Origin of the sequence: Saccharibacillus brassicae, assembly GCF_006542275.1 — a bacterium.
Classification (GTDB): Bacteria; Bacillota; Bacilli; order Paenibacillales; family Paenibacillaceae; genus Saccharibacillus; species Saccharibacillus brassicae.
This window is the reverse complement of record NZ_CP041217.1, coordinates 2156277-2168227: the sequence shown is the minus strand read 5'-3', so window position 1 is coordinate 2168227 and position 11951 is coordinate 2156277. Positions and strand designations below refer to the sequence as shown.

At 60.3% G+C, this 11951-nt stretch carries 9 protein-coding genes; all 9 read left to right on the top strand.

What is annotated here, in order from left to right:
* The first annotated feature begins 455 nt into the window (after positions 1–455).
* The 9 genes from FFV09_RS09020 (at position 456) to FFV09_RS24325 (ending at position 11828) form a co-directional block, all read left to right on the top strand.
* Positions 456–1694 carry an ABC transporter substrate-binding protein gene (locus FFV09_RS09020; RefSeq protein ID WP_141447527.1) on the top strand — a complete coding sequence of 413 codons (1239 nt, stop codon included), beginning with the start codon at positions 456–458 and terminating at the stop codon, positions 1692–1694.
* A gap of 345 nt (positions 1695–2039) precedes the next feature.
* Complete coding sequence (locus tag FFV09_RS09015; protein WP_141447526.1) at positions 2040–2906, top strand: carbohydrate ABC transporter permease; 867 nt, start codon at positions 2040–2042, stop codon at positions 2904–2906.
* Positions 2906–3733: a carbohydrate ABC transporter permease gene (locus tag FFV09_RS09010; protein WP_141447525.1), complete on the top strand. Its 828-nt coding sequence runs from the start codon at positions 2906–2908 to the stop codon at positions 3731–3733. The genes FFV09_RS09015 and FFV09_RS09010 overlap by 1 nt, the downstream gene beginning before the upstream one ends.
* Before the next feature lie 228 nt (positions 3734–3961).
* Complete coding sequence (locus FFV09_RS09005) at positions 3962–5125, top strand: winged helix-turn-helix domain-containing protein (protein WP_170314976.1); 1164 nt, start codon at positions 3962–3964, stop codon at positions 5123–5125.
* Positions 5126–5213: 88 nt separating this feature from the next.
* Positions 5214–6551 carry an MFS transporter gene (locus FFV09_RS09000; RefSeq protein WP_141447523.1) on the top strand — a complete coding sequence of 446 codons (1338 nt, stop codon included), beginning with the start codon at positions 5214–5216 and terminating at the stop codon, positions 6549–6551.
* 287 nt (positions 6552–6838) lie between these two features.
* Positions 6839–7684 carry a hypothetical protein gene (locus tag FFV09_RS08995; protein WP_141447522.1) on the top strand — a complete coding sequence of 282 codons (846 nt, stop codon included), beginning with the start codon at positions 6839–6841 and terminating at the stop codon, positions 7682–7684.
* 248 nt (positions 7685–7932) lie between these two features.
* Positions 7933–9378 carry an ATPase domain-containing protein gene (locus FFV09_RS08990; RefSeq protein ID WP_141447521.1) on the top strand — a complete coding sequence of 482 codons (1446 nt, stop codon included), beginning with the start codon at positions 7933–7935 and terminating at the stop codon, positions 9376–9378.
* Between the two features lie 16 nt (positions 9379–9394).
* Positions 9395–9640, top strand: coding sequence for a hypothetical protein (locus tag FFV09_RS08985; protein ID WP_141447520.1), 246 nt, complete (start codon positions 9395–9397; stop codon positions 9638–9640).
* A gap of 1 nt (position 9641) precedes the next feature.
* Positions 9642–11828: a LuxR C-terminal-related transcriptional regulator gene (locus FFV09_RS24325; protein ID WP_281288484.1), complete on the top strand. Its 2187-nt coding sequence runs from the start codon at positions 9642–9644 to the stop codon at positions 11826–11828.
* The last annotated feature ends 123 nt before the right edge of the window (positions 11829–11951 follow it).

Sequence of the window (11951 nt, the reverse complement as noted above, 5' to 3'; positions counted from 1 at the left end):
CGCGTATGCGGAGTGCGATGTATGTGGCGAATGATGGATAAGATGAATAGGCCAAAACGATATCTGGGATTAGGATCGCTGCCGCGCCGCCGGGCCGGGGGATTGGGCCCGCGGCGAAGGCCTGCGATCGATCGCTTATCTATTACCCGCAAATCGGCGTTGAATCCCCGGGTCGTCCAAAAAAAGCGGTCGAAGCGGAACTCTCTTTTCCCGAAAGCGTTTTACCCCGGCGATTCGCCCCTATCCCCGAGAGGGTATTGTTAAGCGGACGGGCGAACGGCGGCGCAGGCGGAGCGAACAGGCCGTTTCCGAGCGGGCAAGCTGCGATTGAATCAATTCGCAAGGCGCGGACATGCGATCGAGCAGGCGCGCAGAGCGATCGGTCAAGCCGCCGCCGTCGCCCCAAACAATAGAAATCAGACTGTCATAAATCACACTGTAAGGAGGCGCATCATATGGCAAAATGGAGCAGACTGCTGGGAGCGGCGTGCTTGTCGGGCGTGCTGCTCATGCTGACGGCCTGCGGAAACGGCCAATCGGCTGACGGGAAAGTACATATCGAGTTTTTCCAAAACAAGCCGGAAGCCAAAGGTTCGTTCGACAAGCTGATCGCGAAGTTCAACGAGGAGAATCCGGACATCGTCGTCACGCAGACCAATCCGCCGGACGCCGAGACGGTGCTCATGACGCGGGTCGTCAAAAACGACGTGCCGGACGTCATCGGGATGGGCGCGACGGACACGTACTCCGTCCTCGGACAAAGCGAGATTTTCGCCGATCTGGCCGGAGAGCCTTTTCTGGACCGGATTAATCCCCGCTATATGCAGATGCTGAACGATCTGACCGGCGAGGAAGCGATTACCGGCATTCCCTACGCGGCCAATGCCGACGGGATTATGTACAACCGCAAAATTTTCGAAGAGCTGAATCTGGACGTGCCGAAGACGTGGGACGAGTTCATGGACACCGCGCAGAAGATTCAGGACGCGGGCATCACGCCGTTCTATCTCACGTACAAAGACGACTGGACGACCAATCTGCTGTTCAACGCGCTGGCCCCGAACATCGCCGGCATCGACTTTTTCCTGGAACGGCGCGACGACAAAGTGACGTTCGCGGATCCCGTCATGCGCGAAGTCGCCGAGAAAGCGCTCGCCGTGCTGCCTTACGGCACGAACGACAACTTCGGCCGCACGTACGCCGACGGCAACCGCGCTTTCGCCAACGGCGAAGCCGCGATGTATATTCAGGGCAGCTGGGCGATCCCGGAGATCCGCAAAGCCAACGCCGATATCGACCTCGGCTTCTTCGCGACTCCGACCGGCGACGACGCCGAAAGCAACAATCTCGTCTCCGGCGTCGATACGCTGCTGGCCGTCGCCGAAAGCACCGACCACCGCGAAGAATCGATGAAATTTATCGAATTCCTGATCGCGGACGAGAACATTTCGCAGTACATCAAGGAACAGACCGCCTTTTCCGCCGTCGAAGGCATCGACCAGAACGATCCGGCCGTGGCCGAGCTTCAGCCTTATTTCGACTCCGGCCGCCTCGTCGACTTTGCCGACCATTACATCCCGGCCGCCGTACAGCTCAACTCGCTCGTGCAGGAATTCCTTCAGCGCGGCGACGTCGACGCTTTCCTGAAGCGCCTCGACAGCGAATGGACCAAAGTCGCCAACCGCAGATCCTGACCTTTTGATCCGGCGGCTCTTTTGACCCGCTATTGATCTGCCGTCCCTGATCTGCTCGGCCCGCTCCACCCAGGCGGCCTGGATACAAGGCTGCCTGCCCCCTACCCTAAAAAAACAACTCGACGCGCGAGCGTGAGCGGAGGGCGGGGAAATCCCGGAAAAGCGAAGCGGTCGCCTTTGAGGTCCGATTTTCACCTTGCAAAAGTTCAATCCAAAAATCGGACCGAAACAGCGATTGAAGGGATTCCCCGCCCGGAGCGCCTCCCGAGCACCGGAGCGCCTCCCAAGCACCCGAAGCGCCTCCCGAGCCCCCACACCGCTCAAGCGTCGAGAAAGGAGGACCCTATGGCAAAAAGAAAAGCCGCCTTTTACTGGATGACCGTCCCGGCTTTGCTGCTGTTTTTCGTATTCCATACGTTCCCGGCCCTGCAGGGGGTATTCTACTCCTTCACGAACTGGAACGGTTTCGCCAAAACGTACGACTTCGTCGGCTTCAAGAACTACTATTATCTGTTCCAGGACGACAACGTCGGCAACGCCTACTGGTTCACGTTCAAGTTCGCGATTCTCGTCACGATCGTGATCAACGTGCTCAGCCTGCTGATCGCGATGGGGCTGAACGCCAGCATCAAAGCACGGAACTTTTTCCGCGGCGTGTACTTCCTGCCGAACATCCTGAGCGTCCTGATCGTCGGCTACATATTCAACTACCTGTTCTCCAACGTGTTCACCGTCTGGGGCGAGAACCTCGGCATCGGGGCGCTGTCCACGAACCTGCTCGGCAGCCAGACGCTCGCCTGGATCGGCGTCGCGTTCGTCGCGATCTGGCAGGGCATCGCGCTGAACACGATCTTGTACCTGTCCGGCCTGCAGACGATTCCGACGCAGCTGTACGAAGCTTCCGGTCTCGACGGCGCCAACAAATGGCAGGAGTTTTGGAAAATTACGTTCCCGCTCATCGCTCCTTTTTTCACCATTAATATGGTCCTGGCGATGAAGAATGCGCTGATGGTATTCGACCTGATCGTCGCGCTGACGAACGGCGGGCCGGGCCGCGCCACGCAGTCGATCTCGCACCTGATCTACACGGGTGGCTTCGAAGGCGGCGAATTCGCGTATCAGTCGGCGAACTCGGTCATCTACTTTATCGTGATTGCGGTCATCTCGATCGTGCAGATCCGATACTTGCAGAGAAGGGAGACGGATATGTAATGAAAACCCGCAAACGGACCAACTGGATCGCCATGATCCTGATTGCGCTCGGGACGATCTTCATCTTGTTCCCGCTGTACATGGCCGTCACCATCGCGCTCAAAAACCAGACGGACATGCTGAATTCCATTTTCGGCCTGCCGACCAATCTGCGCTTTGAAAACTTCGCCAAAGCGATCGAAATGACGAACTTTTTCCAGGCACTCGGCAACAGCGCGATCGTCACGATCTCGACCGTTGTCCTGACCATCCTGAGCAACTCGCTCGTCGCCTACGCGGTCGCGCGGAACATGGGCAAGAGCAAGTTTTTCAAAGGACTGTATTTCTACTTTATCAGCGCCATGTTCATCCCGTTCCCGATTATCATGCTGCCGATCGTCAAACTGACGGCATCGTTCGGGATGACGAACCTGCTCGGCCTGATCATCCTGCACACGGTGTACGGACTCGCCTTCAACGTGTTCATCTACGTCGGCTACATCCGCTCGATTCCGATCGATCTGGAAGAAGCGGCGACGGTCGACGGCACGGGGACGTTCGGGACGTTCGTCCGTATCATCTTCCCGCTGATGGCGCCGATCAACGCGACGGTGGGCATCCTGATCTGCCTGTCGACGTACAACGACTTCCTGCTGCCGCTCGTCATCTTGAGCGATCAGAACCAGTACACGCTGCCGCTCGTGCAGTACGTGTTCCAGGGACAGTTCAACACGGAGTTCAACCTGGCGTTCGCGTCGTACCTGCTGGCGATGCTGCCGATGATCGTCATCTATCTGTTCGCTCAGAAGTGGATCATCAACGGCGTTACGCAGGGCGCGGTCAAATAAGCTTCTCCGAAATGTCGTTAATGTCCGGCTTCAAGCGTCCGGTTTCGCCTGCGAAGGCGGGCCGGGCGCTTTTTGCGTATCAAAAAAGGGCCCGGCGCAAGATCAGTCCGGCATGGATGGATCGGCGGGGCATGGCGTATAATGGCGGCATGGGAAAAAAGGCGAGGCCCGCGCGTCTCCGTACGGAGGACGCGGCATAGCGGGCCGGAGCCGGAAGGAGGCACGGATGTGGCGGTGATTAGTTTTGACGACGAGCGGATGGAAGCCGCATGCGGCGGAAGGGACATGAAGCTGCTGGCCAAAGAGTATGCGCTGCTGCGCTTTTTGCACGACAACGTCAACCGGGTGTTCAGCCGCGACCAACTGCTGGACCGGGTCTGGCCGGGCGAATACCCGGTCGACCGCACGGTGGACGATCACGTCTACCGGCTGCGCAAAAAGCTCAAAGCGGCGGGCGGGCCGTCGATCGAGACGATTCGCGGCATCGGGTACAGCCTGGCGCTGAGTCCGTCGCCTGTAGGCGCCGACGCACTGTCGCTGCGCGATCCGGCGGTGCAGGAAGCGATGAACGGCATCTTCGCGCGGTATCACCGTCTGGGACAGGGCCGGGCGCTGCTCGCGTTGGCGGCGCAGCGGGAATCGCTCGGCTTCGAGCTGGACGCGTTCTACGCCTTGTACGTGCATTTCGTCGAAGGGGACCTGCGCTGGTTCGTGACGCACGAAGCTGCGCCGATCCGCGAGCGGATCTATTGGCTGCTGCTGTTCTATCTGGTCGTCGATACGCCGGAGCCCAAGTCGGCCGTATGCGAACGCGCGCTTCGGCTGCGCGCCCTGCCGCCCGAAGGGCACCGGGAGATGGAGATTCTGAACATCGCCGACCTGTACGCGGAGGAAGGACGGATCGGCGAAGCGCTGTCCACGCTGGATACCGCCCGCCGCGTGTCGCGGGAACAGGCTCTGGACGGATTCGTCGTCCCGATCGAGATCAGCGCGTTGTACGTCCGGCTGATGCAGGGCGATCCGGCCCTTGCGGAGCGGCAGTCTGCGGAAGCGGCCCGGCTGCTCGAACGCGAGCCTTATTTGCGCGAGCTGGCCGGCTACCGGCTGCTCGAAGGAGCCCGGCTGCTGCTTGCGGGCAGCGCCGCGGCAGGCGAGGCGCTGATCCGCGAAGGGCTGGACACGCTTGCGCGGTCGGGCTTCGTGCCGCATCGGCTGCTCGCGCTGCGCAGGCTGGTCGGCGTGCTGGACCGGCATGCGCCAGGCGGGGACGCCGGGCGCCGCTACGCGAAGCAGCTGCAGGCGGAATACGCGAAGTTCGGTCTGGACGAATGGCAGGACCGGCTCGGCGAACGCATTCTCGATTATTTGGACCGGCTGGAAGAGTCCCTCTGATAAACCTCTGACATTTCCCGGCTAGACTGAATCCGTGCTTAACGACGGAGGCGGTTCTTCGGAATCGCCGGGAGAGGAAGAACGAGGAATGGAGAACAAGAAGAGGCAAGAAGCAAGACAGGGCCGCCCGGTCCCGGCAAGAGGCGCGGAAAGCGGTCGCAAGGCAAACAGCGAGGCCGCGGGCGCCCGCCGGTCTTCGCTGCTCCGGCATCCGGTCTTTGGCCGGATGTTCGCGGCGTACGGCATTTCCGTATTCGGCGACTGGTTCGACGTGATCGCGATCCAGGTACTGATCGGCTACCGCTGGCAGGCGAGCCCGCTGGAGATCGCGCTGGTGCCCGTCTGTATGGCGCTGCCGGGCATGCTGCTCGGCACGGCAGCGGGAACGGCCGCCGACCGCTGGAACCGGCTCGCGCTGATGCGCCTGTGCGACGTGCTCACGGCGCTGGCCACGCTGGGCATTTTGTTCGTTCCGAACCTGTACGGGCTGTTTCCGCTGCTGGCGCTGCGGGCCGCGCTCGGCGTATTCAACGTGCCGGCGCAGCAGGCGCTGACCCGCCGCGTCGTCGACGAGGAGCGTCTGATCGACGCGTCCTCGCTCAACGGCCTGGCCAGCCAACTGTCGCGGATCGCCGGGCCGCTTGCCGGGGCGGCCGTGCTCGCGCTGCTGTCGCCGCAGGCGTGCATGCTGATCAATGCCGGCGCGCGGCTGCTGTCGTACGGCATTTTGAAGACCGTTCCCCGGGAGGCCGATCGAGGTCCGGAACCTGCCGGGCAGGCGAAGGGCAAAGGCGGCTCGAACTTCCGCCGCGAATGGCGGGAAGGCTGGGCGTTGATCCGCCGCACTCCGCCGCTGCTGCGCGCGATGGCGTTCGCGCTGTGCGGCATGCTCGTCGTGCAGATGATCGACTTCCAGTTCATCAGCCTGTTTCGCGCGATCGCGCCGGACCGCGAGACGGCGATCGGCTGGCTGCTGGCCGCTTCCGGCGTGTCGGCGGCCGCTGCGGCCGCGGCCAATATGCGCTTCGGGCCGCTGCGGCGCAGCGGGTACGGGCTCAAGCTCGGCGGGAGCTATGTCCTGATCGGACTGTCGATCCTGCTGCTCGGCCTGCTGCCGACCGGCGCTTCGACCGCCGCGCTGCTCGGCCTCGGGCTGCTGCTCGGAGCGGGCAACGGGCTGTTCATGGTCACGTTCAACCATGCGCTTCAGACCCAGACGCCGGCTAATATGACCGGCCGCGTCTTCGGCATCCAGGGCACGCTGCTGAGCGCGGTCATGCTCGCGGCTCCGCCGCTTGGCGGGCTGTTGGTGCAGCGGTTCGGACCGGGCCCCGTATTCGCGGCGGCCGGACTGTCGATTCTGCTGCTCGGAGCGGCGGGATTTGTGTTCGGACGGACTTTTTGGAAGACGACGCCTGCGAAGTAGGAATTTGGACCTCTTTTTGCCCCTTTCCGGGAGGAAAGGGGCTTTTGTCATCGAACCGTAATATAAGGTTACAACTTTTTTTCTGGAAATATCCTCAGGATGTCTTAAGCTAGAAGAGCAGGGTTTTTCCCGATTGACAACAACGATCGATGACACCGACTCCGCGCACGGGCATCCCCGTCGCTTGAACCTGACCCGCTATGTGAACTCTTGAACATTCTCGGTGCTTCGCGAACAGCGCCTTCCACTCCATATATCCTTCGGGAACGAAATGAGGACCTCCAATTATGAAAAGAACACGCCGCCTTGCCGTCTCTGTCCTGGTCTGCCTGTCCGTCGCGGCTGCGGCGCTGACCGCGTCCGCCGCCGCTTCCATCAAAGTGTACCGAAACGGGACCGAAGTCGTGACCGAAGCTTCCCCGAGATTCGTCGAAGGACAGGTCATGATCCCGCTCAGCCTCGCCGGAGAACTGTTCGACCAGGACATGGACTACGATTCCGTGCAGCGCGTGCTCAACGTCGACAGCCGGACAGGCGAGATCGCGAAGTCCGCGGACGGCAAGCTGGCGGTGACCGGCACGGCCGCCTTGAACGGCATGTGGGACGACCTGATGCTGCGCAGCGGCGATCGCGTCGTCGGCGTGCCGGGCAAGACGCTCGGGCCGGACAGCCCGTATCCGCCGGAATTCGCTTCGGCTCCGCTTACGGGAGGCCCGGCTGCGGACATCGTCATCCTGCTGACGCAGGGCTACGGGACCGGGTTGTACGTCAACGAAGCGTTCGTCTATACGGCTGAGCTTGAGCCGGTTGCGCTCGAAGACGCCCTCGTGTCGATGCGCAAGCAGACCCGGGCGGGCTTCCGTGCGGACGGGAGCGTCTTCGTCGAGACGGGCGGGCAGTTCACCGCCATCGCGGCGCAGCGGCTGCTGACGGATCGCGGCAATCCGGGGGCGGCGCCGACTTTCGGCGGGGTCGTGCGCTACGCGGTCGAGGACGGGCGTCTGACCGCGACGGCGGGCGTGCAGGTCGGGTCTTCCGAATTCATCGGCGATCTCAAGCTTGTGTACACGTACGCCAACGGCGTGCTGCAGGCCGGAGCGCCCCGGTTCACCGCGTACGAAGAATACCGGTAATCGGACGCCTGGTCGGATGCTTGATCCGGCGCTTTGAGCGCCGGCGCCGTCCCGAACACCTCCGGCGCTTGCCGGCTACCCTTTTGCGGCGGACGTGAAACGAGATTTACAGCACTATGGAAAAAATGGAAAAGCTATTTCAAACTTTATTGTTATCGGGTAAGATCAAGATAAGAGGAATTTCCTATTCCCAATATAACGAATCGGGCGTAATGCACACATCGATTCAAGAGGGGGCGACGGAACTTATGCAAGAGACGGGACTAATTCAGGATATCGTATACACAGGGGTTCCGGGGCTTGACGAACTGCTTGGAGGCGGTGTTCCAAGGGGGACCACCATCATTCTCGAAGGCAATCCGGGCACGGGCAAGACGACGCTCGGGATTCAGTTTTTGCTGGAGGGAGCCAGGCAGTACGGAGAGTCCGGCATTTATATTACGTTCGAAGAACTTCCGGAGCAAATTTACCGCGACATGTCGGGGTTCGGCTGGGATCTGAGAGAGCTTGAGAGACAGAACAAGCTGCGGATCATCTGTCTGGAACCGGACGTACTGCTCGACCAGATGATGCGCACGGACGGGCTGTTCGAACAGCTTATCCGCGAGATCGACTGCAAGCGCGTCGTGATCGACAGCATCAGCCTGTTCCGCAAACTGGGCGGCGACCAGACCGACGGACGCGACCAGATCTATTCCATCCGCAACATTATGCGCAAGTTCGACCTCACCGCTTTTTTCCTGAGAGAATACGGAGAGACGGAAGGACGCTCGACGCCTTTCGAAAACTACGTGTGCGACGGCATCATCCGCCTGTCGCTGAGGGAACATCTCGAAAAATACCGCAAGCGCACGATCGAAATCCTCAAGATGCGCGGCACGTGCATCGTGGAAGGCGAACACCATTACCGCTTTTTGAAAGACGGCATTCGCATCCTGCCCGCGCTGTCGATGGTCGAAGACAAGATTCTGAACGACGGCGTGGACCGGCTGAGTACGGGCATCGAGTCGCTGGACGAGCTGATGATGGGCGGAATCCCGCAGGGAAGCGCATTCATGTTCGACAGCAACAGCAAAGCCAACTACAAGTACCTGATGAATTCGATCCATGCGGAACGGTTGAGACAAGGGGACTGCGTGCTGTTCATGCTGTCGGGGCTGAGTTCGGTCGAGACGCTGGAGCAGACGCTGGAACTGTTCGGGGTATCGCTGAAGGAAGCGGCGCTGGAAGAACGGGTCTTTTTCATCGATCATTATCACCGTAAAGTCGCGCCCGAGTACGAGAACCGGATCGTGTACGTCGACCGTCTCTCAAACGAGGAATACCAGAAAAAAGTGTATGAAGCGATCAATCCGTATTTCCGCGAATCGATGGTGCTGGGCAAACGCTGGTTTATCCACTATGACCTCAACACGATCATTTCCGAGCGGGGACGCGAATTTGTCAAACGGAATTTCGCCGACGAGATGGCCCGCTGCAGGGCGGCCGGCATTACGGTTCTCTGCCAGAGCAATTTTACGGAAATCGGATTGGAGACGTCTTCCTTCCTCGAACGGGCTTCGAACGGGGTCATCCGCACCTGGGTAGACGGAAGCTATCAGTATCTCCAGATCACGAAATCCCCGGGCGGCCGCATGTCGGCTCCCCATATCGTCGATAATATCAGGGACAGACCGTATGTTAGGCTGATATAGGGGGCACATGAGAAAGATGACGATTTCGGATCAGGAGTTGTTGAAACTGCAGATGGAGTGCACCGTGTTTTTTGAAAACAACCCTTACGCCTATGAAACCGCAAGGGGGCTCGCCAAAAAACTCGGACGCGGCGTTGAGCCGCTGGAAGTCGTACTAAACCGCTTGGCCGCAATCTCCATCCTGGACAAAAGAGGTGAAGGGAACATGGCTATCTATTCGTACAAAACCCCTTATACTCAAAATGAAGTGGAGATCCATTAATATGATCGAGAAAAGCTGGGCAATGGACGTCAGGAAAACCGTCGAAGAAATCCAACATACCTATGCCGAATTTACGAATCTTTCCATTTTGATCGTGGACGGGGAAGGGCGGCCGCTCGTCAAGCCTTCCTCTTACCATCCCTTCTTCAAAAAGTTGGTCGAATCGGACGGGGAAACGCGCGAACGCTTCTGGCAGGAAGTCCGCCATTACGCGGGGCTGACCAAGCCCGCGCTGTGCGACCTGTGGCTGCCGGGCGTGAAGTTCATCATCGCGCCTTTCCGGTCGCCGGCCGGAGACGCCGTGCACTACGTCGTGGCCGGGGTGCTGATCCAGTCGGGCACCAAAGCGATGCTGGAAGAAGAAGTGACCCGCAGCGGCCTGTACGACGAAGGGCGCAAGCTGCTGCTCGATCTCGTGCTGGAAGCGGAAGAGCTGTCGAGCGAAGAAGCCGACATCTGGCGCGAGAAGATCGGGAAGCTGGCGGAGACGGCCGAACGCATCCTGCGCTCCGCTTACCGCGAGACGTACGTGCGGGATCGCCTCGCCGAACTGCGCGGCGTGCTGTCCGTGGCGCGGCGGGACCGTGCATCGGTCAGCCAGACGTTCGAACAGTTTATGGAAGTCAGCGGCGCATCCGGTGTGATGGGCTACGCCGAGAAGATCGGTCCCGGCGAATACCGGATCAACCGGATCGCGGGCGAAGGCACGGCCGCGCTGCAGGACGCCGAGTTCCGCGAAGGCGAAGGCTTTCTCGGGCAGGCCGCGCTGAGCGACAGTCCGATGCAGTGGACCGATATCCAGCGGGACCCGCGCTCGTTCTTTCTCAAGCAGCGGCTGGGCGCCGAATTTTACGGGCTGCGCTGCTTTCCCGTCCGCGTGGGCGGCGAGCAGCTCGGCATTCTGTTCATCGTGGACAAGAACAAGGTGCAGGTCGATTCGCTGCTGCGCGAATTCGAAGACATCCTGATTGCGCTCGTCGGCGAATATATCGCCAGCGGCACGATCGAAGCGCGCATGGAACGCCAGATCCAGCGCCTGCGTCCGCTGATGGAAGTGACCCGCTTCATGATCTCCGCCCAGAACACGCAGCGGATCATGTTCATGCTCGTCGACATGAGCCTCAGCCTCGTCTGGAATCCTTCGTCGGCGATCATCGTGCACGAAAGCTCCAACGGGCAAAAAGTGCAGATCGTCTCCCGCGGCATCGCCAACGATTTCGCCGAGCAGTACGCGCGCGACGTCGCCAAGCGCATCCTGCGCGAAAATCCGGCGCATTCGCCGGGCTTCGAACTGTCGCAGACCGAAGAAGGCCAGCTCATGATCGAATACCCGATCGTGTACGCGGGCAAGACGCGCGGCGTTCTGGCCGTCTCGCTCGGCAGCGAGCAGGAAGCGGAAGAATGCCGCGAAGTGCTGCTGGCGCTTGCCACGATGGGCAGCATCATCCTGCAGTCGGTGCATGACCAGCGGCAGCTCGGCCTGCAGAACGAACGCTTCCTGCGCCTGATGCACGCTTCGGCCAAGCTTGGCGAAAGCGATCAGGGCAAAGTGTCCGACCTGTCGCTGAGACTGGTCGACGAGTACGCCCGCTACGGCGGCATCAAGCCCGAGGAAGCGACTTTCCTGCAGCGGACAAGCATGCTGTCGGTGCTGGACGATGCCGCGCGGCGCGAATTGGGCGAAGCGTTCCCCGACGAGCTGGCGGTGCTCAAAGAATATCGCGCCATGGTCGACTCGGAAGGCCAAACGGGAAATTTTTCCTATTCCCGGCTGGCCCAACTGCTGCGCACCGCGCTGTACTTCGCGGCGCTCGACGAAGAAACGGCGGGCCGCCTGCATCTGACGGGCGTCTCGCCGGAACTGTTCAACCATTTCCGCAAGTTCATGGCGGTTCGGCATACGGTGCAGAGCGAAGTCGTGCTGTCGGACGGTTCGACGGCCGCTTTCAATCCCGCCGAAGCCGAAGAACGCGGCATCGACGCGATCGTCAAGGAATTCGGGCTGTCCAAGCGGGAAAAAGAAGTGCTGGAGCTCGTCGTGCGCGCGTCGAGCAACAAAGACATCGCCGCCAAGCTGTTTATTAGCGAGCATACGGTCAAAAACCATTTGACGAACATTTTCAACAAGATGAGTGTAAGCGATCGGGCCCAGGCGATCGCGAGAGTGTTCAACCGGGGCATCGGCTGATCCGCCGACGATCGTACTACTACCCTGATCCATACGGCGTGAAACAAAAGAACCTTCCTACTTTGGAAGGTTCTTTTTTTGTCGGTTTTTCGAACAGACTAGTCAAAAATTCCCCTTTCTCTA

What these genes read in the sequence shown, in the direction of transcription:
- FFV09_RS09020 (WP_141447527.1), top strand. Translation starts at nt 456, where the DNA reads ATGGCAAAATGGAGCAGACTGCTGGGAGCGGCGTGCTTGTCGGGCGTG.
- FFV09_RS09015 (WP_141447526.1), top strand. Translation starts at nt 2,040, where the DNA reads ATGGCAAAAAGAAAAGCCGCCTTTTACTGGATGACCGTCCCGGCTTTG.
- FFV09_RS09010 (WP_141447525.1), top strand. Translation starts at nt 2,906, where the DNA reads ATGAAAACCCGCAAACGGACCAACTGGATCGCCATGATCCTGATTGCG.
- FFV09_RS09000 (WP_141447523.1), top strand. Translation starts at nt 5,214, where the DNA reads ATGGAGAACAAGAAGAGGCAAGAAGCAAGACAGGGCCGCCCGGTCCCG.
- FFV09_RS08995 (WP_141447522.1), top strand. Translation starts at nt 6,839, where the DNA reads ATGAAAAGAACACGCCGCCTTGCCGTCTCTGTCCTGGTCTGCCTGTCC.
- FFV09_RS08990 (WP_141447521.1), top strand. Translation starts at nt 7,933, where the DNA reads ATGCAAGAGACGGGACTAATTCAGGATATCGTATACACAGGGGTTCCG.
- FFV09_RS08985 (WP_141447520.1), top strand. Translation starts at nt 9,395, where the DNA reads ATGACGATTTCGGATCAGGAGTTGTTGAAACTGCAGATGGAGTGCACC.
- FFV09_RS24325 (WP_281288484.1), top strand. Translation starts at nt 9,642, where the DNA reads ATGATCGAGAAAAGCTGGGCAATGGACGTCAGGAAAACCGTCGAAGAA.